Raw genomic sequence first — 21,804 nt, 5'->3', positions numbered from 1 at the left:
CCCTGCGTCGCCTTCGGCGCCTCCCCCCGAGGGGGCGACAACTTGGGCCGGCGAAGCCGGACCCTCGTTGTCTCTGGATGAAAGCACTTCGCGCCGGAAGGAGTTGATGGTGTCTTCTCAGGTGTTCCAGAAAACCGCGCGCGGACGGGCCGAGATCGTGCAGCGCTCGGAGCGCGTGCCGGCCGCCATGCGCTCGGTGCTGATCATGGTGAACGGCAGCGACACGGTGCGCGCGCTGGCCGAGCGCGGTGTGCCGCAGGTGCGCGAACACATGCAGGCGCTGCTGGCGCTGGGGCTGATCGAACCGGTGGCACCGCCGGCCGCACCGTCACCACCGCCGCCTTCGCCCCCAACCGAGCTGGAACGCGAGCTGCCGGCGCCGGTGCACGAAGCGCTGTGCCGCCAGGCCCTGGCGCGGCTGGCGGCGCATTTCGGCGTGGACACGCCCGAGGTGGTGCAGCCCCTGCGCGCCGCGCGCACGGTGACTTCGTTCAACACCGCGCTGGACCACATCGAAACGCGGCTCTCGGCCCACATGGGCCGCAAGCACGCCGCGCGCGAGCTGCAGGGCCTGCGGCCACCCACATGAGCGCAGCACCCGGCGGCCTGCGCATCCTGTTGCTGTGCCACAGCTTCAACAGCCTCACGCAGCGCCTGTTCGCCGAGCTGCGCGCGCGCGGCCACACGGTGAGCGTGGAACTCGACATCAACGACCGCGTGACCGAAGAGGCCGTGGCGCTGTTCCGGCCCGACCTGCTGCTCGCGCCCTTTCTCAAGCGCCGCATACCGGCCAGCGTGTGGCAGGCGCTCACCTGCCTGGTGGTGCACCCCGGCCCACCGGGCGACCAGGGGCCGAGCGCGCTGGACTGGGCGGTGCTGCGCGGCGAGCGCACATGGGGCGTGACGGTGCTGCAGGCCAACGCCGATTTCGACGCCGGCCCGGTGTGGGCGCACGCGGCGTTTGCCATGCGCGAAGCTAGCAAGGGCAGCCTGTACCGCCGCGAGGTCACGCAGGCCGCGCTGCAGGCCACGCTCGCCGCCGTGCAGCGTTTCGGGAACGGCGAGCGCCATGGCGATGCACCACCACCCGCGCAATGGCGGCCCGCGATGCGGCAGGCCGACCGCGCCATCGACTGGGCGCGGCACGGCACCGCCGAGGTGCTGGCGCGGCTGCGCTGCGCCGACGGCCAGCCCGGCGTGCTCGATGCGCTCTGGGGCCACGCCTGCCACCTGGGCGACGGCCACGCCGCTTCTGCCGCCACGATGGCGGCTTTCGCGCACGCCGCGCCGGGTGAGGTGCTGGCGGTGCGCGATGGCGCGCTGCTGCGCCGCACGCGCGATGGCGGCGTGTGGATCGGCCAGGCGCGCCGCGTGGCCGACGGCGCACCCGGCTTCAAGCAGGCCGCGGCCGACGCCTTCGCCACCGAGGCCCTCGCCCTGCCCCGCCTGCCCGTGCCGCTGCAACGCGCCGACGACGAGTGGAGCGAGCTGCGCTACACCGAACACGGCCCCGACGGCGCGCGCGTGGGTTGCCTGCGCTTCGACTTCCACAACGGTGCGATGTCCATCGCGCGCTGCGAGCGCCTGCGCGACGCGCTGCTCGAACTGCGAGAGCGGCCGGTGCGCGTGCTCATGCTGCTGGGGGGTGAAGACTTCTTCAGCAACGGCATCGACCTCAACGCCATCGAGGCGGCCGCGCACCGGCCCGGCGACAGCGCGGCCGACGCCTCGTGGCGCCACATCCAGGCGATGAACGACGCGGCGCTCGCCGTGATCGAGACGCCGGACCGCCTCACCGTGAGCGTGCTGCGCGGCAACGCGGGCGCGGGCGGTGCCTTCCTGGCGCTGGCGGCGGACGAGGTGTGGGCGCACGGTGGCGTGGTGCTCAACCCGCACTACAAGAATATGGGCAACCTCTACGGCTCCGAGTACTGGACCTACCTGCTGCCGCGCCGCCTGAGTGAGGCCGGCGCGAAGGCGCTGATGGCGCAGCGCCTGCCGCTGCTGGCGCGCGAGGCCGCGGCGATGGGCCTGATCGACCACTGCGACGATGGGGCACGCGAGGGCTTCGAAACGCGCTGCCTGGAACGCGCGCTGGCGCTCGCGGCCTCCTACAATCTGCCGCAGAGGCTGGCGGCCCGCCAGGCCACCCGCGAGCGCGATGAAAACCTTCGCCCGCTGGCCCACCACCGCGAACAGGAACTCGCGCGCATGCACCGCAATTTCTACGGCTTCGATCCCAGCTACCACGTCGCGCGCCACCACTTCGTGCACAAGGTGCCGCACGCCTGGACGCCGCGCCACCTGGCCTTGCACCGATGAACGCGCCATTGCCCATCGACGCCCTGCCCACCGTGCTGGTGGTGGACGACGAGGTGCGCTCGCAGGACGCGATGCGCCGCACGCTGGACGAGGACTTCACCGTGTTCACCGCCAGCAGCGCCGACGAGGCGCGCGGCCTGCTGGAGCGCCAGCCGGTGAGTGTGATCCTGTGCGACCAGCGCATGCCGGGCATCACCGGCGTGGCCTTCCTCAAGGAAGTGCGCGAGCGCTGGCCCGAGGCGGTGCGCATCGTGATCTCGGGCTACACCGACAGCGAGGACATCATTGCCGGCATCAACGAGGCCGGCATCTACCAGTACATCCTCAAGCCCTGGGCGCCCGACCACCTGCTGGACTCGGTGCGCAACGCGGTGGAGGCGCAGTCGCTGCAGCGCCAGACCAGCCGGCTCGACCTGGAGCTGCGCACCAGCACCGGCGTGCTGCGCCAGCGCACCGCCACGCAGATCGACCGCGCGCGCGCCAGCTTCGGTTTCGACCGCATCGTGCGCGCGCCGGGCAGCCCGCTGGACGCCGTGTGCGCGATGTCGCAGCGCGTGGCGCGCTACGACATCGCGGTGCTCGTGCTCGGCGAGTCGGGCACCGGCAAGGAATTGCTGGCGCGCGCGGTGCACTACGCCTCGCCGCGCCTGACCGGCCCCTTCGTGGTGGAGAACTGCGCGGCCATTCCCGACACGCTGCTCGAGTCCGAACTGTTCGGCCACAAGCGCGGCGCCTTCACCGGCGCCTACGAAGACCACCCCGGCCTGTTCCAGCGCGCGCACGGCGGCACCGTGTTCCTCGACGAGATCGGCGAGACCTCGCCCGCGTTCCAGGTGAAGCTGCTGCGCGTGCTGCAGGAAGGCGAGGTGCGGCCCGTGGGCGGCGCGCGCCCGATGCCGGTGGACGTGCGCGTGATCGCCGCCACCCACCGCGACCTGGAGCAGCGCGTGCGCGACGGCCTGTTCCGCGAAGACCTGTACTACCGGCTGGCGGGCGTCACGCTCACCGTGCCGCCGCTGCGCGAGCGCGCGGCCGACATCGCGCCCATCGCGCACCAGCTGGTGCAGGACGTGGCAAACGAGCTGGGCCACCCCGGCGCCTCGCTGCCCGACGCCACGCTGGCCTGCCTGCTCGCCTACCCCTGGCCCGGCAACATCCGCGAGCTGCGCAACGAGATCGCGCGCGCGCTCGCGCTGCAGGACGGGCGCGAGCTGGAAGCCGCGTCGTTCTCGGCGCGCGTGCTGCAAGGCCACGGCAAGGGCGGCGAAGACCTGCAGGCCGCCCTGCCCACCAGCGGCACGCTGGCCGAGCGGCTGGACGTGATCGAGGCGATGGTGCTGCGCGAGACCCTGCAGCGCCACCGCTGGAACAAGACCCGCGTGGCGCAGGAACTCGGCCTCTCGCGCGTGGGCCTGCGCGGCAAGATGCAACGCCTGGGACTGGAGAAGTGACATGGCACTGAACGATACGGCGCCGGGCCGCCCCAAGCCGGATCAGCCCCCTCGGGGGGCAGCGACCCGCGCAGCGGTGGAGCGTGGGGGCTTGAACGTTCTTTGGCTTCAGAGCGGTGGGTGCGGCGGCTGCAGCATGTCGCTGCTGTGCGCGGACACGACCGACTTTCAGGGCCACCTGCGCGACGCAGGCATCCACCTGCTCTGGCATCCCTCGCTGTCGATGGAGAGCGGCGACGAACTGCTGGACCTGCTCGACGCGGTGCTCGACGGCCGCACGCGGCTGGACGCGCTGTGCGTAGAAGGTTCGCTGCTGCGCGGCCCGAACGGCACCGGCCGTTTTCACATGCTGGCCGGCACGCAGCTGCCGATGATCGACTGGGTGCGCCGGCTCAGCGCGCGCGCGAAACACGTGGTGGCCGTGGGCAGCTGCGCGGCCTGGGGCGGCATAACCGCCGGTGGCGACAACCCCACCGACGCGTGCGGTCTGCAATACGAAGACGACGAAGCGGGTGGCCTGCTCGGCGCGGCTTTCCGCTCGGCCAGTGGCCTGCCAGTGATCAATGTGGCCGGATGCCCGACGCACCCGAGCTGGGTGATCGACACACTGATGGCGCTGGCCGCCGACAGCTTCGGCGCAGACGACCTCGACCCGCTCAACCGCCCGCGCTTCTACGCCGACCAGCTGGTGCACCACGGCTGCACGCGCAACGAGTACTACGAGTTCAAGGCGAGTGCAGAGAAGCCGTCCGACCTCGGCTGCATGATGGAACACATGGGTTGCAAGGGCACGCAGGTGCACGCCGACTGCAACACGCGGCTGTGGAACGGCGAAGGCTCGTGCACCCGCGGCGGCTATGCCTGCATCGCCTGTACCGAACCGGGCTTCCAGGAACCCGGCCACCCGTTCCACGAAACGCCCAAGCTCGCCGGCATTCCCATCGGCCTGCCCACCGACATGCCCAAGGCCTGGTTCGTGGCGCTGGCGTCGCTCTCCAAGAGCGCCACGCCGAAGCGCGTGAAGCACAACGCGGTGGCCGACCACCTCGTCGTCAAGCCGGCTGTGCGGAAGACGCGCTTGAAATGACACGTCTGCTCGTTGGCCCCTTCAACCGCGTCGAAGGCGATCTGGAAGTCCAGCTCGACGTGCAGGGCGACCGCGTGGCCTCGGCGCAGGTCAACGCCACCATGTACCGCGGCTTCGAGCAGATCCTGCAGGGCAAGGCGCCGCACGATGCGCTGGTGTACGTGCCACGCATCTGTGGCATCTGCTCGGTGTCGCAGTCGGTGGCTTCGGCGCGCGCGCTGGCGCACCTGGGTGGCATCGCCATGCCGGCCAACGGGCAGCACGCGAGCAACGTGATCCTGGCGACCGAGAACCTGGCCGACCACCTCACGCACTTCTACCTGTTCTTCATGCCCGACTTTGCGCGCCCGGTGTACGCCGGCCACGGCTGGCATGCCGAGGCGGTGCGCCGTTTTGCGCCTAACCGCGGTGAGCAGGTGCGCGCGGCCACCGCGGCGCGCCAGCGCTGGTTCACTTTGCTGGGCACGCTGGGTGGCAAGTGGCCGCACACGCAGTCCATCGAACCCGGTGGCAGCACGCGCCCCATCGACGCCGCCGAGCGCGTGCGGCTGCTCTCGCGTGTGCGCGAGTTCCGCTCATTCCTGGAACGCCAGCTGTTTGCCGCGCCACTGGAAGCCATCAACAGCATCGACAGCGAAGACGCGCTGTGGACTTGGCACGCACAAGCTCCGCTGAGCGGCGACCTCCGTTTCTTCCTCACGCTGGTGCGGGAGCTGCAGTTGCACACGCTCGGCCCCGGGCCGGGTCGCTACCTGAGCTACGGCGCCTATGCCCAGCCCGATGGAGGCTGGGCTCTGCCCGGTGGCGTGTGGCGCGCCGATATGGCGCGGCTCGACGCGGTGGACGCCAGCGCCATCACCGAAGACGCCACACACGCGTGGCTGGCCGACGGCAGCGGCCCGTTGCACCCGCTGCAGGGCCAGACCCGGCCCGACCCCGACAAGGCGCGCGGCTACACCTGGAACAAGGCGCCGCGTCTTGGTGGCGAAGTGATCGAGACCGGTGCCATCGCGCGCCAGCTCGCCGCCGGCCACCCCCTAGTGCGCGATGCGGTGGTGCGCTGTGGCGGTAACGTCTATACCCGCGTGCTCGCGCGTGTTCTGGAGCTCGCGCGCGTGGTCCCCATGATGGAAGACTGGCTCGGCGCTCTGCGCCCGACAGAGCCTTTCTGCGTGCCGTCCGAGTTGCCCGACGAGGGCAGTGGCGTCGGCCTGTCGGAAGCCGCGCGCGGCAGCCTGGGGCACTGGGTGGTCCTGAGGAACGGGCGCATCGCCAACTACCAGATCGTGGCGCCCACCAGCTGGAACTTCTCGCCACGAGACGCCGCCGGCATACCGGGCGCACTCGAACAGGCGCTGGTGAACGCGCCGGTGCGCGAAGGCGAGAAGACACCGGTGGCTGTGCAGCACATCGTTCGCTCGTTCGACCCGTGCATGGTCTGCACCGTCCACTGACGATGAACAAGCCGCGCCCGCCCAGTCTGCCGCTTCCCACCGGCCCGATGGATGGTGTGGACGAATCCACCTGGATGGACGTCATCCAGAAGATGGACGAGGTCTACACCCGGCTGATCGACGATGAGGTCGAACTTGAGAAGAAGAACGCCGAGCTGGAGCAGTCGCAACAGTTCATCTTCAGCGTGCTCACCTCCATGTCCGACGTGCTGGTGGTCTGCGACGACAGCGGCGTGATCGAGCAGGCCAACGCCGCGCTCTGCGAGCTGACCGGGCGCCCCGAGGAGCAGCTGCGCGGCACGCCGCTCTACGGCCTGCTGGCCGACGCTCAGAGCCAGGAGCTGGCGCGTGCGGCGATGGAAAAGGCCGACGCACCGCGTGCAGGCGAGGGCATCGAACTCAACCTGCTGGACCGGCAAGGCCAGGCCGTCTCGGTGGATGCGAACTGCACACCGCGCATCGGCGAGCGGGGCCGTCGCGTCGGCACGGTGTGGGTGGGTCGTCCGACGGCCGAGCTCAAGCGCGCGTACCACGAGATGCGCGCCGCGCACGAGGCCTTGAAGCGCACGCAGCAGCAGCTGCTGCACTCCGAGAAGATGGCCTCGCTCGGCCAGCTGGTAGCTGGCGTGGCACACGAGCTCAACAACCCGATCAGCTTCGTGCTGGGCAACGTGCACGCGCTCAGCAAGTACAGCGACCGACTGCGCACCTACCTCGCTGCGATGCATGCTCACGAGCCGCCGGCCGTGCTGGATGAGATGCGACGCAAGCTGCGAATCGAGCACCTGCTGGCCGATCTGCCCTCGCTGATTGAGGGCACGCTGGAAGGCGCGCAGCGCACAGCCGACATCGTGCATGGCCTCAAACGCTTCTCGGCGATGGATTCAGAGGAGCGCAAACCGGTCAACCTGGTGGACGTGATCGAGCGCGCCGTGCACTGGGTGCAGAAGGGGCTTTCGACGCCCATCGATGTGCAATGGGCCGGCGGCGCACCCTGCACCGTGATGGGCAGCGCCGGCCAGTTGCAGCAGGTGATGATGAACCTGCTGCAGAACGGCTTTGACGCCGTGGGCCAGCACGCGGCACCGCGCATCTGGGTGAGCATCGACCAGGCCGATGGCATGGCACGCGTGGTGCTGCGCGACAACGGCCCGGGCATTCCGCCCGAGCACCTGCTGCGCATCTTCGATCCCTTCTTCACCACCAAACCGGTGGGCAAGGGCACGGGCCTGGGCCTGTCGATCAGCTACGGCATCGTGGAGCAGCACGGCGGACGGCTGAGCGCCCGCAACGCGGAATCCGATGCCGAGCGTGGCGGTGCCGAGTTTGTGCTGGAGCTGCCGCTGGCACCTCAGGCGTAGCTGTCGGCCATTGCGTCCAGCGGCACGGGTTTCATCTTTCCTGCCTGTCCCGCGCTGCCAAACGCTTCGAAGCGTTCTCGGCACACGCCGCGCGCGGCCTTCTTGGCGGCCAGCAGCGCCTTGCGCGGATCGAACTCGCTGCGTTCCTTCGCGAAGGTCTGGCGCATGGCGCCGGTCATGGCCAGGCGGATATCGGTGTCGATGTTCACCTTGCGCACGCCGTTCTGGATGCCACGCCGGATCTCTTCCACCGGCACGCCGTAGGTTTCCTTGATGTCGCCACCGTGCTCGCGGATGATGGCCAGCCACTCCTGCGGCACGCTGGAGCTGCCGTGCATCACCAAATGCGTGTTCGGCACCTTGGCGTGGATGGCTGCAATGCGGTCGATGGCGAGAATGTCGCCGGTGGGCTGGCGCGTGAACTTGTAGGCGCCGTGACTGGTGCCGATGGCGATCGCCAGTGCGTCCACGCCGGTGCGGCGCACGAAGTCCTCGGCCTGGTCGGGATCGGTCAGCATCATGTCGTGCGTAAGTTTGCCCACCGCGCCCACGCCGTCTTCTTCACCCGCCTCGCCGGTTTCCAGCGAACCCAGGCAACCGAGTTCACCCTCCACCGACACGCCCACGGCATGCGCCATGTCGCAGACGCGGCGTGTCACCGCGAGGTTGTAGTCGTAGGTGGCCGGCGTCTTGCCGTCCTCGCGCAGCGAGCCGTCCATCATCACGCTGGTGAAGCCGGAGCGGATCGACTGCATGCACACCGCCGGCGTGGCGCCGTGGTCCTGGTGCAGCACCACGGGCAGGTCGGGGTGGGCCTCCACCGCCGCCAGCACCATGTGGCGCAGGTAGGCCTCGCCCGCGTACTTGCGCGCGCCGGCCGAGGCCTGCAGGATCACCGGGCTGTCGGTCTCCTGCGCGGCTTCCATGATGGCGAGGATCTGTTCAAGGTTGTTGACGTTGAAGGCGGGCACGCCGTAGCCATGTTCGGCTGCGTGATCGAGCACCTGTCGGAGGGAAACGAGCGCCATGGGAATCTCCTGTGGATTGAAAAAGAAAAGGGGGCATCAGGACGAACGGCGTTCGAGGATTTCGAACGCCGGCAGCGTCTTGCCTTCGAGCACTTCGAGGAAAGCGCCGCCGCCGGTGGAGATGTAGCCCACGTCCTTCTCGATGCCGTACTTGGCAATCGCGGCCAGCGTGTCGCCACCACCGGCGATGCTGAAGGCGCTGCTGTCGGCAATAGCCTGCGCAATCGCCTTGGTGCCACCTTCGAACGCGGCGAACTCGAACACGCCCACCGGGCCGTTCCAGACGATGGTGCCGGCCTGCTTGAGCTGTGCCGCCAGCTTGGCCGCGGTCTCGGGGCCGATGTCCAGGATCAGGTCGTCGTCGGCCACGTCGGTGGCCTTCTTGACCGTGGCCGGCGCATCGGCACTGAAAGCCTTGGCGGTCATCACGTCGGTCGGGATCGGTACCTCGGCACCACGCGCCTTCATCGCCTCGATTACCGCCTTGGCCTGGTCCACCAGGTCGGCTTCGGCCAGGCTCTTGCCGATCTTCAGGCCGGCGGCCAGCATGAAGGTGTTGGCGATGCCGCCACCGACGATCAGGTTGTCCACGTTGTTCGCCAGGCTCTTGAGGATGGTGAGCTTGGTGCTGACCTTGCTGCCGGCCACGATGGCGACCAGTGGGCGCTTCGGCGCGGCCAGCGCCTTGGCGATGGCGTCCATCTCGGCCGCCAGCAGCGGGCCGGCGGAGGCGATGGGCGCGGTCTCGGCGATGCCGTAGGTGGTGCCTTCGGCCCGGTGGGCGGTGCCGAAGGCGTCGTGCACGAAGATGTCGCACAGCGCGCCGAGTTTCTTCGCGAGTTCGGGGCTGTTCTTCTTCTCGCCCACGTTGAGGCGGCAGTTCTCCAGCAGCACGACCTCGCCGGGGGCGACCGAGAAGTCGCCGTCGATCCAGTTGGCCACGAGGCGCACCGGGCGGTCCATGAGCTCGCCCAGGCGTGCGGCCACGGGGGCGAGCGAGTCCTCGGGCTTGAACGCCCCTTCGGTGGGCCGGCCCAGGTGGCTCGTGACCATGACCGCCGCGCCGGCGTCCAGCGCCATCTGGATGGCCGGGATGCTAGCGCGGATGCGCGTGTCTTCCGTGATGCGGCCGCTGTCGTCCCAGCCGCCGCCGGGCCGCCCCAAGGCGGTTGCTCCCCCCTCGGGGGGGCAGCGAAGCATGGGGGGCGATAGAGGCACGTTGAGGTCGGCACGGATGAAGACCCGCTTGCCGCGCGCGAAGCCGGTTGCACACACATCGCTGAATCGCAGAGGCTTCATTTCGCGTAGCCCACGACGCGCACCATTTCCAGGCACTTGTTGGAGTAGCCCCACTCGTTGTCGTACCAGCTCACCACCTTGATGAAGGTCTTGTCCAGCGCGATGCCGGCTTCGGCGTCGAAGATCGAGGTGCGGGTATCGCCGCGGAAATCGGTGGCGACCACCTTGTCTTCCGTGTAGCCCAGCACGCCCTTGAGCGCGCCTTCGGACTGGGCCTTCATCTCGGCCTTGATCTCGTCGTAGCTGGCTTCGCTGTTGAGTTCCACCGTCAGGTCGACCACCGACACGTCGGAGGTCGGCACGCGGAAGGACATGCCCGTGAGCTTCTTGTTCAGCTCGGGGATCACCACGCCCACGGCCTTGGCCGCACCGGTGCTGGAAGGGATGATGTTTTCCAGGATGCCGCGACCGCCGCGCCAGTCCTTGTTGCTCGGGCCGTCCACCGTCTTCTGCGTGGCCGTGGCCGCGTGCACCGTGGTCATCAGACCGCGCTTGATGCCCCACTTGTCGTTGAGCACCTTGGCAATGGGCGCCAGGCAGTTGGTGGTGCAGCTGGCGTTGGAGATGATGGCCTCGCCCTTGTAGGTCTTGTCGTTCACGCCGAAGACGAACATCGGGGTGTCGTCCTTGCTCGGGGCCGACAGGATGACCTTCTTCGCGCCCGCATCCAGATGCTTCTGCGCGGTGGCCTTGTCCAGGAACAGGCCGGTGGATTCGATGACGACCTCCGCACCAACGTCGGCCCATTTCAGGTTGGCCGGGTCGCGCTCCTGCGTCAGGCGGATCTTCTTGCCGTTGACGATCAGGGTGTTGCCTTCAACCTTCACGTCGCCCTTGAAGCGGCCGTGCACGCTGTCGTACTGCAGCATGTACGCCAGGTACTCCGGCTCCAGCAGGTCGTTGATGGCCACCACTTCGATGTCCTGGAAGTTCTGGATCGCGCTGCGCAGCACGTTGCGGCCGATGCGGCCGAAGCCGTTGATGCCGATCTTGATGGGGGCTTTCTGTGTCATGGAATGTTCGAAAGAAATTCAGTTCAGCAGGAGAGAAATGTCGGGAATGACGCGATCGGGTCGGCTGGCGGTGATGGGCTCACCCATGTTGTAGCCATAGGGCAGCGCCCACACGCGCACGCCGGCGTTGCGCGCGGTGGCCACGTCGATGGAGGAGTCGCCCACGAACAGCGCGCGTTCTGCGGCCGCGCCGAACTGCGTGAGGCAACTGTGGATGCCAGCGGGGTCGGGCTTCTTGGTGGGCAGGGTGTCGCCGCTGATCACGCGGTCGAACAGCGGTGCGAGGCGGTGTGCATCGAGCACGGTGGCGGTGTAGCGGCTTTCCTTGTTGGTCACGACGGCGAGCTTGACGCCGCGCTCGCGCAGGGCCAACAGGGTGTCGCGCACCTGGGGGTAGAGCTGGCTGCGCGTGCCGCAACGGCGTTGGTAGTGGCGATCGAATTCGGCAGCGATCAAGCTCAGTGAGCTGCTGGACCGGATCACCTCGGCGGTGGTGTCGCTGGCCGATGCCAGTGCCTGGATCAGCAGCTCGCGCGTGCCGTGGCCGATCCAGCGCTCCACCTGCACCTGCGAGACCGCTGGCAGCTCGAAGCGCACCAGCGTGTCGTTGACGGCGTCGCCAATCTCGCCGGCGGTGGCGACCAGGGTGCCGTCGAGGTCGAACATTGCCAAGTCGAAAGCCTGGACGTTCGCGCTCATGCCGTCACCGCTTCGATGCCGGCGCGCACACGCGGGCGTGGGTGCACCAGTGCGCGCACCTCGTCGGCCACGCGCGCGGCGGTGATGCCGAAGTGTGCGTACAGGTCTTTCGCGGGTGCCGATTCGCCGAAGCTCGCCATGCCCACCACGCGCCCGGTGCGGCCGACGTACTTGCGCCAGAAATCGGGGTGCGCGGCCTCCACCGCGATAGCGGGCAGCGCGGGCGGCAGCACCGCGTCCTGCCAGGCGGCGTCCTGCCGGTCGAACAGGTTGGTGCAGGGCATGGAGACCACGCGTGTGGCGATGCCTTCGGCCGCGAGCGCGGTCTGTGCCTGCATGGCGAGCGCCGTTTCGGAACCGGTGGCGACGATCACCGCCTGAGCACCGTCCATGTCCGAGAGCACGTAGCCCCCGCGCCGGATGTCCGCTGCGCGCGACGCATCGCCCAGCTGCGGCAGGTTCTGACGCGAGAGCGCGAGCGCGGTGGGACCGTCGCGCCGCAGCAGCGCATGGGACCAGGCCACGGCCGTTTCCAGCGCATCGGCGGGCCGCCACACGTCCAACCCCGGGATGATGCGCAAGCTGGGCACATGCTCCACCGGCTGATGGGTCGGACCGTCTTCGCCCAGGCCGATGCTGTCGTGCGTGAACACATGCACCACCTGCAGCTTCATCAGCGCGGCCATGCGCACCGCGTTGCGGCTGTAGTCGCTGAACGCGAGGAAGGTGCCGCCGTAGGGAATGAAACCACCGTGCAGTGCCATGCCGTTCATGATGGCGGCCATGCCGAACTCGCGCACGCCGTAGCTCAGGTGGTTGCCACCACTGAAGCGGCCAGCCTTGTTTGGCCCGGCGGTGACGCAGCCCTTGAAGTTGGTGAGGTTGGAGCTGGTGAGGTCGGCGCTGCCGCCGAAGATTTCAGACAGCTTCGGTGCCATGGCATCGAGCGCGAGCTGGCTGGCCTTGCGGGTGGCCACCGCATCGGTGCACTGGCCGAGCGCCGCCACCAGCGCGGGAATCTCGTTCACGAAGGCCTCGGGCAGGTCGCCGGCCATGCGGCGTTCGAACTCGGCGGCTTCGACCGGGAAGGCCTGGCGGTAGGCGGCGAGACGCGCCAGCCATTGCGTTTCCAGCGCACACCCGCGCTCGGTGGCGTTCCATGCGGCAGCGATGTCGGCCGGAATCTCGAAGGGCGCGGCGCTCCAGCCCAGCGCCTCGCGCGTGGCCTGAACCTCGGCGGCGCCCAGGGCGGCGCCGTGCACGTCGTGGCTGCCCTGCTTGTTGGGCGCGCCCTTGCCGATCACGGTCTTGCAGCAGATCAGCGTGGGCTTTCCCTCGGCCTGCGCGGCCGCGCTGCGTGCGCGCTGCAGCGCGGCGTGGATCAGGCTGGGGTCGTGACCGTCCACTGTGACCACGTGCCAGCCGTAGGCAGCGAAGCGGCGCGGTGTGTCGTCGGTGAACCAGCCCTGCACATGGCCATCGATGGAAATTCCGTTGTCGTCGTACAGCGCGATCAACTTGGACAGGCGGAGCGTTCCTGCGAGCGAACACACCTCGTGGCTAATGCCTTCCATGAGACAGCCGTCACCCAGGAACACGTAGGTGTGGTGGTCCACGATGTCGTGGCCGGGGCGGTTGAACTGGTGCGCGAGCAGCTTCTCGGCCAGCGCCATGCCGACCGCGTTGGCCAGGCCCTGGCCCAGCGGTCCGGTGGTCGTTTCCACACCCGGTGTCACGCCCACTTCAGGGTGGCCGGCGGTCTTGCTGTGCAGGCGGCGGAACTGGCGCAGGTCGTCCATCGACAGGTCGTAGCCCGTGAGGTGCAGCAGCGCGTACAGCAGCATGGAACCGTGGCCGTTGGAGAGCACGAAGCGGTCTCGGTCGTGCCAGGCGGGGTTGGCGGGGTTGTGGCGCAGGTGGCGGTTCCACAGCACCTCGGCGATGTCGGCCATGCCCATGGGTGCGCCCGGGTGGCCCGAGTTCGCGGCCTCTACCGCGTCCACCGCCAGCATGCGGATGGCGTTCGCCATGCGGCGCGCAAGATCGAGATTGGGTGGTTTGCGGGCGGTGCTCATGCGAAGGCCCTCTGCTTGCGCTCCATCATCCGCCAGATGAAGGGCGTAAAAATGAGCTGCATCGCCAGCTCCATCTTGCCGCCGGGCACCACGATGGTGTTGGCGCGCGACATGAACGAGTCGTGCACCATGCTCAGCAGGTACTGGAAATCGATGCCCTTGGGTTTGGCGAAGCGGATCACGACGAAGCTTTCGTCCGGCGCGGGAATCTCGCGCGCAATGAAGGGGTTGGACGTGTCCACGCACGGTACGCGCTGGAAGTTGACGTGCGTGTGCGCGAACTGCGGGCAGATGTAGTTCACGTAGTCGGGCATGCGGCGCAGGATGGTGTCGGTCACCGCCTCGGTGCTGTAGCCGCGCTTGGACTTGTCGCGCCAGAGCTTCTGGATCCACTCCAGGTTAATCACCGGCACGACGCCGATGAGCAGGTCGGGGTGTTGGGCGATGTTCACGTCGGGCGTGATCACTGCGCCGTGCAGACCTTCGTAGAACAGCAGGTCTGTGCCGGTAGGCAGTTCTTCCCATGGGGTGAAGGTGCCGGGCTCCTGCCGGTAGGGGGCGGCCTCGTCGGGATCGTGCAGGTACTTGCGCGACATGCCGGTGCCGCTGCGGCCATAGGCGGCGAACAGCGCTTCGAGTTCGGGGAAGAGGTTGTTCTCCGGGCCGAAGTGGCTGAAGTGGCCGTTGCCGGCGCGCTCGGCCTCTGCCTGGCGCTGCTTCATCTCCTTGCGGTCGTGGCGGTGGAAGCTGTCGCCTTCGATGATGGCGGCGCTGACGCCTTCGCGGCGGAAGATGTTCTCGAAGGTGCGGGTGACCGAAGTGGTTCCCGCGCCCGACGAGCCGGTGATGGCGATGATGGGGTGGCGCTCAGACATGGTGACGTCCCGTGAAGTTGAAGAATCGGTGCGAATGCAAGCGTGGAGGCCGACCGCTCAGACGCGGAACAGGCTGCGTTCGTGGAACAGGGGGTTGTCCAGGTCTTTGCGGACGGGTTCGGCGTGGTAGCGCTCGATGCGCTCCACCTCGTCCTTCGAACCGAACACCAGGCCGATGCGCTGGTGCAGGCCCTCGGGCTGCACACCGAGCATGGGAACGCGCCCGGTGCTGGCGCGCCCGCCGGCCTGTTCCATGATGAAACCGATGGGGTTGGCCTCGTACAACAGGCGCAGGCGGCCGGGCTTCGATGCGTCCTTCGTGTCGCGCGGGTAGAGGAACACGCCGCCGCGCATGAGAATGCGATGCGCCTCGGCCACCATGCTGGCGATCCAGCGCATGTTGAAGTCCTTGGCGCGCGGGCCGGTCTTGCCGGCCAGGCATTCGTCCACGTACCGCTTCACCGGCGCTTCCCAGAAGCGGCTGTTGGACGCGTTGATCGCGAATTCCTGCGTGTCGGCGGGTACGGTGAGATCGGGATGGGTGAGGATGAATTCGCCCAGGTTGGGGTCGAGCGTGAAGCCGGCCACGCCATTGCCCACCGTGATCACCAGCATGGTGGTGGGGCCGTAGAGTGCGTAGCCGGCGGCCACCTGCTGCGTGCCGGGTTGCAGGAAGTCGGACTCGGTCACCTCGCGGTCTTCGGCTGCCGGCGCGCGCAGCACCGAGAAGATGCTGCCCACCGACACATTCACGTCGATGTTGCTGGAGCCGTCGAGCGGGTCGAACACCAGGAGGTACTTGCCGCGCGGGTAGGTCCGGGGAATCTGGTACGGCGCGTCCATCTCTTCCGACGCCATACCCGCTAGGTGGCCGCCCCATTCGGTGATGCGCAAAAAGTACTCGTTGCTCAGCACGTCCAGCTTCTTCTGTGTTTCACCCTGCACGTTGACCGAGCCCCCGGTCTCGGCCGCGTGGTTGCCCAGCACGTCGCCCAGCGCGCCGAATGCCACCGCGCGCGCGATGGCCTTGCAGGCCATGGCCACGTCAAGAATGAGCGCGTTGAAGTCGCCGCTGGCTTGGGGGAAGCGGCGGCGTTCTTCGATCAGGTACTGGGTGAGGGTCTTGCGGCCGGTCAATGGCATGGTGTGCTCCGCGTGGGGTTGCTGGAATGACGATCGGTTGAATCTGCGGCTTTGCGCAGCGCGCCCATGACGCCGTAGTAGCCGCCGCCCGCGTCGGGCGCGCCGAAGACCGCGCTGCCGGCCACGCAGATGTCGGCGCCGGCCTGCACGATCTGGCCGATGTTGTCCAGCTTCACGCCACCGTCCACCTCCAGCCAGATGGGCTGGCCACCGGCGGTGGTGTGCGCGTCGATGCGGCGGCGCGCCTCGCGCAGCTTGTGCAGCGTGGCAGGTATGAACGCCTGGCCGCCGAAGCCCGGGTTCACGCTCATGAGCAGCACCATGTCCAGCTTGTCCATCACGTGGTCCATCCAGGCCAGCGGCGTGGCGGGATTGAACACCAGCCCTGCCTTGCAGCCGTGCGAGCGGATCAGTTGCAGCGTGCGGTCCACGTGGCGCGAGGCATCGGGGTGGAAGGTGATGCAGCTCGCACCCGCCTTGGCGAACAGCGGCACCAGCGCGTCCACGGGCTCCACCATCAGGTGCACGTCGATCGGAATCTGCACATGCGGGCGGATCGCCTCGCACACCAGCGGGCCGATGGTGAGGTTGGGCACGTAGTGGTTGTCCATCACGTCGAAGTGCACGAAGTCCGCGCCCGCCGCTTCGATGGCGCGCACTTCTTCGCCCAGGCGGGCGAAGTCGGCTGACAGGATGGAGGGTGCCAGCCGAACGGGGGAGGGTGGCAGGAGGGGCGGGTTCGCTCGGGACATCGTGGGGCGACTCTGTTGTGTGGGGGAAATGGACGCGACCGATCAGGCCGACTCGAACAGGGTGCTGCCGGCGTGCCAGCGGCGCAGGGCGTCCACCGTGACCCAGCGCTGGTCCATGCCAGCGACACCCTGGGGCAAGGGTTGTGCGAGATCGCCCAGGTGCGGCAACACCAGCAGGGCGTCGTCAAAACGCTGGCCGGTGGTGTGCACGGTGGGTGTGACCAGGGTCTGAAGGCTGGCGGCGGTGGCCGCGCGCAGGCCGTTGGCCGAGTCCTCGAAGGCCAGGCAGGCCTGCGCCGGCAGGCCCAGGGTGGACAAGACCTGCTGGTACACCAGCGGGTCGGGCTTCTTGCGTGCGGCGGTGGCCGCATCACCGATGGCCGCGAAGTGGCGCCGCCAATCCGGCCCGAGTGGGGTGCGCAGCAAGGCATCGATGTTGGCTGGTGTGGTGGTGGTGGCGATGGCCAGGCGAAGGCCGGCAGCGAGCGCCTCGCGCATGAGGCGCAACACGCCTGGGCGCAGCGGCAGCTGGCCGCCGCTCACGCGGCTTTCGTAGAGGCGCGTCTTGATGGCATGCACGCGGTCGATGGTGGTTCGCGCCGCGGCGCCGCTGGCGATCTCGGGTTCGACCATGTGCCAGTGGTGTGCGATGCGTTCCTTGCCGCCAGAGACCTGCAACAGGCGGATGTAGGTGGTCTCGTCCCAATGCCAGTCCAGGCGCACTTCGGCAAAGGCGTCGTTGAAGGCGGTGCGGTGGGCTTCTTCGGTGTCGGCCAGGGTGCCGTCGACGTCGAAGATGAGGGCCTCAAGCATGGGTTGCTCCTTCGGCGCCGAAGAGGCGGCTGCCAAGGATGTCGCTCGCCTGCAGCGTGGTGAGTTCTTCCGCGCTGAGCTCGTGGTCAGGCTGCGAAAACAGACGGCTGGCCTGTCTCAGGCGTGCACGGTCGAGCGCGTTGCGCACGCTGCGCGCATTGGCGAAATGGGGTTGCTCCAGCCGCAGGCCGAGGTAACGTCCGAAGGCCTCGGCGGCTTCCGGGCTGAAGCGGTGATTCTGCTCGGCGAGCATCCTGCGCGAGATCTGCATCAGCTCGCCGGCGCTGTAGTCGGGAAAGGTGAGGTGGTGCGCAATGCGCGAGCGCATGCCGGGGTTGGACTGAAAGAAGGTGTTCATCCTGTCCTCGTAGCCGGCCAGGATCACCACGAGGTCGTCGCGGTGGTTCTCCATCACCTGCAGCAGGATCTCGATCGCCTCCTGCCCGTAGTCGCGTTCGTTCTCGGGGCGGTAGAGGTAGTACGCCTCGTCGATGAAGAGCACGCCGCCCATGGCCTTCTTCAAAACCTCGCGCGTCTTCGGCGCGGTGTGGCCGATGTACTGGCCCACCAGATCGTCGCGCGTCACGGCCACCATGTGGCCCTTGCGCACATAGCCCAGCCGGTGAAGGATCTGCGCCATGCGCAGTGCCACCGTGGTTTTGCCGGTGCCGGGGTTGCCCGAGAAGCACATGTGCAGGCTGGGCGGCTGCGAAGGCAGACCCAGGCCGGTGCGGAGTTTGTCAATGACCAGCAGCGCCGCGATGTCGCGCACCCGGGCCTTTACTGGCGCCAGGCCCACAAGCTCATCGTCCAGTTCCTGCAGCACGGCCTCCACCTGCGTGCTGGCCAGCACCGCGCCCACCGAGCGCGGTGCCTTTGCCGGGGTGTGGGCCGGTGCCGGGCCCTCCACCGATGCGGCCGCGGTGGTCACGGCGGCATCGAGTGGTGGCGGCGTGCTGCCAGGAATGAGGTACGACATGGCGGCCCGTGCTTTCAGGTTGCGTCTTGGTAACGCTCGCCTTCAGGGCGCACCGCGCCGTAGCCGCGCGTGGTGTAGCGCAGGCTGCGGCCGTTCACTTCCTGTCGCTCCAGCATGAAGCCGGGTTCGGTGGGGGGTCGGTTGACGATGAAACTCATCACGATGGTCTCGACGTTGCGCGTCGAGTCGAAGGCCATCATGCGGATGTAGTGGCGCGGGAATGCTTTGCGGCAAGCCTGCACTTCCTGCAGCACGCCGGCAGCGTCCTGCAGGTCGAACATCGGGTGGCCGTACATGGCCCAGTAGGTGTTGCGCGGATGCGGGTCGTCGGTGTATTCCACGCTCCAGGCGTAGCCACGCTTGAGGCCGTACTCGATCTGCGCGGTGATCTCCGCGTCGGTGAGCTCGGGCAGGAAACTGAACTGGCCTTGTGTGAGGCGGCCGGTGGGGTTGGTCATCATGGTGTGCGGTCCTCTGTGTTGGAGCGGGTCAGGCCATCGCGGGCGTAGCCACGTAGTCACTGGAATCGGTGCTCTGGTAGTTGAAGCTGATCTCGCCCCAGGTATCGAGCGCGGCCTTGAGCGGGCTGCAGTGCTGCGCGGCCTGCTTCAGGATGGTCGGGCCTTCCTCCAGCAGGTTGCGGCCCTCGTTGCGCGCTTTCACCATGCATTCCAGCGCGACGCGGTTGGCCACCGCGCCGGCCTGGATGCCCATGGGGTGGCCGATGGTGCCGCCGCCAAACTGCAGCACCACGTCGTCGCCGAAGAGGTCGATCAGCTGGTGCATCTGGCCGGCGTGGATGCCGCCCGAAGCCACGGGCATGACCTTCTTCAGGTCGGCCCAGTCCTGGTCGAAATAGAGGCCACGTGGCAGATCGGTCTTGGTGTAGCTGTCGCGACAGACGTTGTAGTAGCCCTGCACCGTGAGCGGGTCGCCTTCGAGCTTGCCGACCGCGGTGCCGGTGTGCAGGTGGTCGCAGCCCGCCAGGCGCAGCCACTTGGCGATCACGCGGAAACTCACGCCGTGGTTCTTCTGCCGCGTGTAGGTGCCATGGCCCGCACGGTGCATGTGCATAATCATGTCGTGCTTGCGGCACCAGTTCGCCATGCTCTGGATGGCGGTGTAGCCAATGACCAGATCCACCATCACGATGACCGAGCCCAGTTCTTTCGCGAACTCGGCGCGCTCGTACATGTCTTCCATCGTGGCGGCGGTTACGTTCAGGTAGCTGCCTTTCACTTCACCGGTCTCGGCGCTGGCCTTGTTCACCGCGTCCATCACGAAGAGGAAGCGGTCGCGCCAATGCATGAAAGGCTGCGAGTTGATGTTCTCGTCGTCCTTCATGAAATCGAGCCCGCCCTTGAGGCCTTCGTACACCACGCGGCCGTAGTTGCGGCCCGAGAGGCCCAGCTTGGGCTTGGTGGTGGCGCCCAGCAGCGGGCGGCCGAACTTGTCCAGCCGTTCGCGCTCGACCACCAGGCCGGTCGGCGGGCCTTTGAAGGTTTTCACGTAAGCCACCGGGATGCGGATGTCTTCCAGGCGGGCGGCCTTCAGCGGCTTGAAGCTGAACACGTTGCCAATCAGGCTCGCCGTCATGTTGGCGATGGAGCCTTCTTCGAACAGGATCAGGTCGTAGGCCACCCAGGCAAAGTACTCGCCCGGGCGGTTGGGCACCGGCTGCACCTTGTAGGCCTTGGCGCGGTAGCTGTCGCAGGCGGTCAGTCGGTCGGTCCACACCACCGTCCAGGTGGCGGTGCTCGATTCGCCGGCCACAGCGGCGGCGGCTTCTTCGGGGTCCACCCCGTCCTGCGGGGTGATGCGGAACAGGCACAACGTGTCCGTGTCCTTGGGCACGTAATCGGGCATCCAGTAGCCCATTTGCTTGTACTTGAGCACGCCTGCGCTGTAGCGCTTTTTGGCGTCCTTGATCTCGGTGGAACCTACGGGGGCGTTGCTCATGTGTTGCTCCAAAAAGTGAGGTTTGTCTGGGGTGGAGCGGACTTTAAATTTGGGTGTAAATAAAGTAAATTCACGATTTCTTGAATTTCGATTAAGGTTTTACTTAATGAAGAACGCCACCTTCCGGCAATTGCGCGTGTTCAGCGAGGTGGCGCGCCACCTCAGCTTTGCGCGGGCGGCGCAGGTGCTGCACCTCACCCCGCCGGCGGTGACGATGCAGATCAAGGAGCTGGAAGGGCACGTGGGCATGCCCCTGTTCGAGCGCAACGGCCGCAAGGTGGCGCTGACCACCGTGGGCGAGTACATGCTGGTTTATGCGCGCAAGATGCTGGCCACGCTCAAGGATGCAGAAGACGCCGCGGCCCGACTACAGAAACTGGAGACCGGCACTCTGGTGATCGGCATGGTGAGCACGGCGAAATACTTTCTGCCGCATCTCTTGGCTGAGTTCCGGCGCGAGCACGGCAACATCGACCTGCGTCTGGCAGTGAGCAACCGCGAACAACTGGTGAAGATGCTGCACGCCAACGAGGTGGACATCGCCATCATGGGCCGCCCGCCCAAGGAACTGGCCACGCGCGCCGAGCCGTTTGCTGCGCACCCGCACGTGTTCGTGGCACCGGTCGATCACCCGCTGGCGCTGGCGGCCCAGATGCCCGCAGCTCTGCTCAAGGAATACGACTTCATCGTGCGTGAGCAGGGTTCCGGCACACGCGCCGCGCTGGAGAAGTTTTTGCTCAGCGAGCACGTCGAGTTGCGCGTGATCATGGAAATGGCCAGCAACGAGACCATCAAACAGGCCGTGATGGCCGGCATGGGTCTGAGCTTCTTGTCGCTGCATACCGTGGGGCTGGAGCTGAACAGCCGGCTGCTGACGGTGCTGGACGTGGAAGGTGCTCCGGTGGTGCGCGCCTGGAACGTAGTGCACACCTTGTCCAAGCTGCTGTCTCCAGCTGCCGAGGCCTTTCGCTACTTCGTGTTGGAGCGGGGTGAGAGCTACCTGGCAGAGAACTTCCCTGCATCGTTCTCTGGGATGAATGCGGGCTGAAACGTCGTCGACCGCACTGCAGAACAGATAGAGCTCCCAAGCCGTGATCAGGTCATCGGTGATTCGCCGAACGCTGCAGTCGCGTCATCACCGAGTTCCAGATCCCGGCCGGCAAGGTGTACCTGTCGCCCATCATCGACTGCTTCGATGGCTTGGTCGTCAGCTGGACCATCGGGACGCGCCCTGACGCTGAACTCGTCAACACGATGCTCGATGCAGCCATTGAAACGGTGGTCGATACCAACGACCGGCCAGTCGTCCATTCTGATCGTGGAGCCCACTATCGTTGGCCTGGCTGGCTATCGAGGATCGGGGTCTCCTCGTTTTCAGTGCAATAAGTGACGGTACGCAAAGCTAGCACTGGCGCGGGGGTGGTCTGGGTAGACCGTTGATTTCATTGACTTTCCTGTTCGCTTTGTAAACGGGTATGGTGGCCTCCCACTTTT

At 67.5% G+C, this 21,804-nt stretch carries 19 protein-coding genes and 1 pseudogene; 8 read left to right on the top strand and 12 right to left on the bottom strand.

The window, feature by feature from the left end:
• Positions 1-109: 109 nt before the first annotated feature.
• From ISS20_RS08280 to ISS20_RS08255, 6 genes are read left to right on the top strand one after another with little or no spacing between them, the layout of a single operon-like run.
• Positions 110-589, top strand: a complete 480-nt coding sequence (locus ISS20_RS08280; protein WP_291435515.1) for a hypothetical protein — start codon at positions 110-112, stop codon at positions 587-589.
• Positions 586-2,322, top strand: a complete 1,737-nt coding sequence (locus ISS20_RS08275; protein WP_273625343.1) for an enoyl-CoA hydratase-related protein — start codon at positions 586-588, stop codon at positions 2,320-2,322. The genes ISS20_RS08280 and ISS20_RS08275 overlap by 4 nt, the downstream gene beginning before the upstream one ends.
• Positions 2,319-3,773 (top strand): sigma-54 dependent transcriptional regulator, encoded by a 1,455-nt coding sequence (locus ISS20_RS08270; protein WP_026436957.1) that lies wholly within the window; start codon positions 2,319-2,321, stop codon positions 3,771-3,773. The genes ISS20_RS08275 and ISS20_RS08270 overlap by 4 nt, the downstream gene beginning before the upstream one ends.
• A 1-nt stretch (position 3,774) precedes the next feature.
• On the top strand, positions 3,775-4,860 hold the full coding sequence (locus ISS20_RS08265; protein WP_182119114.1) for a HupU protein: 1,086 nt from the start codon (positions 3,775-3,777) through the stop codon (positions 4,858-4,860).
• Positions 4,857-6,314 carry a nickel-dependent hydrogenase large subunit gene (locus ISS20_RS08260; protein WP_026436955.1) on the top strand — a complete coding sequence of 486 codons (1,458 nt, stop codon included), beginning with the start codon at positions 4,857-4,859 and terminating at the stop codon, positions 6,312-6,314. The genes ISS20_RS08265 and ISS20_RS08260 overlap by 4 nt, the downstream gene beginning before the upstream one ends.
• Before the next feature lie 2 nt (positions 6,315-6,316).
• Positions 6,317-7,675 carry an ATP-binding protein gene (locus ISS20_RS08255; protein WP_051248948.1) on the top strand — a complete coding sequence of 453 codons (1,359 nt, stop codon included), beginning with the start codon at positions 6,317-6,319 and terminating at the stop codon, positions 7,673-7,675.
• Here ISS20_RS08255 and fba read toward each other — a convergent pair.
• Genes fba through ISS20_RS08195 form a run of 12 tightly spaced genes read right to left on the bottom strand, consistent with a single transcriptional unit; the run spans position 7,666 to position 20,310 of the window.
• On the bottom strand, positions 7,666-8,703 hold the full coding sequence (gene fba / locus ISS20_RS08250; RefSeq protein ID WP_026436953.1) for a class II fructose-bisphosphate aldolase: 1,038 nt from the start codon (positions 8,701-8,703) through the stop codon (positions 7,666-7,668). The genes ISS20_RS08255 and fba overlap by 10 nt on opposite strands.
• Positions 8,704-8,739: 36 nt before the next feature.
• Positions 8,740-10,002 carry a phosphoglycerate kinase gene (locus ISS20_RS08245; RefSeq protein ID WP_026436952.1) on the bottom strand — a complete coding sequence of 421 codons (1,263 nt, stop codon included), beginning with the start codon at positions 10,000-10,002 and terminating at the stop codon, positions 8,740-8,742.
• Positions 9,999-11,015, bottom strand: coding sequence for a type I glyceraldehyde-3-phosphate dehydrogenase (gap, locus tag ISS20_RS08240; RefSeq protein ID WP_108498946.1), 1,017 nt, complete (start codon positions 11,013-11,015; stop codon positions 9,999-10,001). The genes ISS20_RS08245 and gap overlap by 4 nt, the downstream gene beginning before the upstream one ends.
• An 18-nt stretch (positions 11,016-11,033) precedes the next feature.
• Positions 11,034-11,714, bottom strand: coding sequence for an HAD-IA family hydrolase (locus ISS20_RS08235; RefSeq protein ID WP_108498947.1), 681 nt, complete (start codon positions 11,712-11,714; stop codon positions 11,034-11,036).
• Complete coding sequence (gene tkt / locus ISS20_RS08230; protein ID WP_273625345.1) at positions 11,711-13,789, bottom strand: transketolase; 2,079 nt, start codon at positions 13,787-13,789, stop codon at positions 11,711-11,713. The genes ISS20_RS08235 and tkt overlap by 4 nt, the downstream gene beginning before the upstream one ends.
• The gene (locus ISS20_RS08225; protein ID WP_026436949.1) at positions 13,786-14,664 is read right to left on the bottom strand and encodes a phosphoribulokinase; all 879 of its coding nucleotides are present in this window, start codon (positions 14,662-14,664) and stop codon (positions 13,786-13,788) included. Before ISS20_RS08225 ends, tkt begins: the two co-directional genes overlap by 4 nt.
• A 57-nt stretch (positions 14,665-14,721) precedes the next feature.
• Positions 14,722-15,807, bottom strand: a complete 1,086-nt coding sequence (locus tag ISS20_RS08220) for a class 1 fructose-bisphosphatase (protein ID WP_026436948.1) — start codon at positions 15,805-15,807, stop codon at positions 14,722-14,724.
• Positions 15,798-16,559: a ribulose-phosphate 3-epimerase gene (gene rpe, locus ISS20_RS08215; protein ID WP_051248945.1), complete on the bottom strand. Its 762-nt coding sequence runs from the start codon at positions 16,557-16,559 to the stop codon at positions 15,798-15,800. The genes ISS20_RS08220 and rpe overlap by 10 nt, the downstream gene beginning before the upstream one ends.
• Before the next feature lie 42 nt (positions 16,560-16,601).
• Positions 16,602-17,372, bottom strand: coding sequence for an HAD-IA family hydrolase (locus ISS20_RS08210; RefSeq protein ID WP_108498030.1), 771 nt, complete (start codon positions 17,370-17,372; stop codon positions 16,602-16,604).
• The gene (gene cbbX, locus ISS20_RS08205; RefSeq protein WP_081679689.1) at positions 17,365-18,351 is read right to left on the bottom strand and encodes a CbbX protein; all 987 of its coding nucleotides are present in this window, start codon (positions 18,349-18,351) and stop codon (positions 17,365-17,367) included. Before cbbX ends, ISS20_RS08210 begins: the two co-directional genes overlap by 8 nt.
• 14 nt (positions 18,352-18,365) lie before the next feature.
• A complete protein-coding gene (locus ISS20_RS08200; protein ID WP_026436945.1) occupies positions 18,366-18,812 on the bottom strand; it encodes a ribulose bisphosphate carboxylase small subunit in 447 nt (148 codons plus the stop codon).
• 28 nt (positions 18,813-18,840) lie between these two features.
• Positions 18,841-20,310, bottom strand: coding sequence for a form I ribulose bisphosphate carboxylase large subunit (locus ISS20_RS08195; protein ID WP_026436944.1), 1,470 nt, complete (start codon positions 20,308-20,310; stop codon positions 18,841-18,843).
• A 106-nt stretch (positions 20,311-20,416) separates the two neighbouring features.
• Here ISS20_RS08195 and ISS20_RS08190 point away from each other — a divergent pair, with 106 nt between their 5' ends.
• Both ISS20_RS08190 and ISS20_RS08185 read left to right on the top strand, forming a co-directional pair.
• Positions 20,417-21,358, top strand: coding sequence for a LysR family transcriptional regulator (locus ISS20_RS08190; protein ID WP_026436943.1), 942 nt, complete (start codon positions 20,417-20,419; stop codon positions 21,356-21,358).
• 86 nt (positions 21,359-21,444) lie between these two features.
• Positions 21,445-21,669: pseudogene (locus tag ISS20_RS08185) on the top strand (DDE-type integrase/transposase/recombinase); the annotation flags it as partial.
• Positions 21,670-21,804 lie beyond the last annotated feature (135 nt).

Source organism: Acidovorax sp., from assembly GCF_016783915.1.
Classification (GTDB): Bacteria; Pseudomonadota; Gammaproteobacteria; order Burkholderiales; family Burkholderiaceae_C; genus Acidovorax.
The sequence above is the reverse complement of the archived record's forward strand: the minus strand, read 5'-3'. Positions and strand labels throughout refer to the sequence as shown.

What these genes read in the sequence shown, in the direction of transcription:
- rpe (WP_051248945.1), bottom strand. Translation starts at nt 16,559, where the DNA reads ATGTCCCGAGCGAACCCGCCCCTCCTGCCACCCTCCCCCGTTCGGCTG.
- ISS20_RS08260 (WP_026436955.1), top strand. Translation starts at nt 4,857, where the DNA reads ATGACACGTCTGCTCGTTGGCCCCTTCAACCGCGTCGAAGGCGATCTG.
- cbbX (WP_081679689.1), bottom strand. Translation starts at nt 18,351, where the DNA reads ATGTCGTACCTCATTCCTGGCAGCACGCCGCCACCACTCGATGCCGCC.
- ISS20_RS08235 (WP_108498947.1), bottom strand. Translation starts at nt 11,714, where the DNA reads ATGAGCGCGAACGTCCAGGCTTTCGACTTGGCAATGTTCGACCTCGAC.
- gap (WP_108498946.1), bottom strand. Translation starts at nt 11,015, where the DNA reads ATGACACAGAAAGCCCCCATCAAGATCGGCATCAACGGCTTCGGCCGC.
- ISS20_RS08275 (WP_273625343.1), top strand. Translation starts at nt 586, where the DNA reads ATGAGCGCAGCACCCGGCGGCCTGCGCATCCTGTTGCTGTGCCACAGC.
- ISS20_RS08200 (WP_026436945.1), bottom strand. Translation starts at nt 18,812, where the DNA reads ATGATGACCAACCCCACCGGCCGCCTCACACAAGGCCAGTTCAGTTTC.
- tkt (WP_273625345.1), bottom strand. Translation starts at nt 13,789, where the DNA reads ATGAGCACCGCCCGCAAACCACCCAATCTCGATCTTGCGCGCCGCATG.
- ISS20_RS08220 (WP_026436948.1), bottom strand. Translation starts at nt 15,807, where the DNA reads ATGCCATTGACCGGCCGCAAGACCCTCACCCAGTACCTGATCGAAGAA.
- fba (WP_026436953.1), bottom strand. Translation starts at nt 8,703, where the DNA reads ATGGCGCTCGTTTCCCTCCGACAGGTGCTCGATCACGCAGCCGAACAT.
- ISS20_RS08265 (WP_182119114.1), top strand. Translation starts at nt 3,775, where the DNA reads ATGGCACTGAACGATACGGCGCCGGGCCGCCCCAAGCCGGATCAGCCC.
- ISS20_RS08270 (WP_026436957.1), top strand. Translation starts at nt 2,319, where the DNA reads ATGAACGCGCCATTGCCCATCGACGCCCTGCCCACCGTGCTGGTGGTG.
- ISS20_RS08210 (WP_108498030.1), bottom strand. Translation starts at nt 17,372, where the DNA reads ATGCTTGAGGCCCTCATCTTCGACGTCGACGGCACCCTGGCCGACACC.
- ISS20_RS08225 (WP_026436949.1), bottom strand. Translation starts at nt 14,664, where the DNA reads ATGTCTGAGCGCCACCCCATCATCGCCATCACCGGCTCGTCGGGCGCG.
- ISS20_RS08255 (WP_051248948.1), top strand. Translation starts at nt 6,317, where the DNA reads ATGAACAAGCCGCGCCCGCCCAGTCTGCCGCTTCCCACCGGCCCGATG.
- ISS20_RS08195 (WP_026436944.1), bottom strand. Translation starts at nt 20,310, where the DNA reads ATGAGCAACGCCCCCGTAGGTTCCACCGAGATCAAGGACGCCAAAAAG.
- ISS20_RS08190 (WP_026436943.1), top strand. Translation starts at nt 20,417, where the DNA reads ATGAAGAACGCCACCTTCCGGCAATTGCGCGTGTTCAGCGAGGTGGCG.
- ISS20_RS08245 (WP_026436952.1), bottom strand. Translation starts at nt 10,002, where the DNA reads ATGAAGCCTCTGCGATTCAGCGATGTGTGTGCAACCGGCTTCGCGCGC.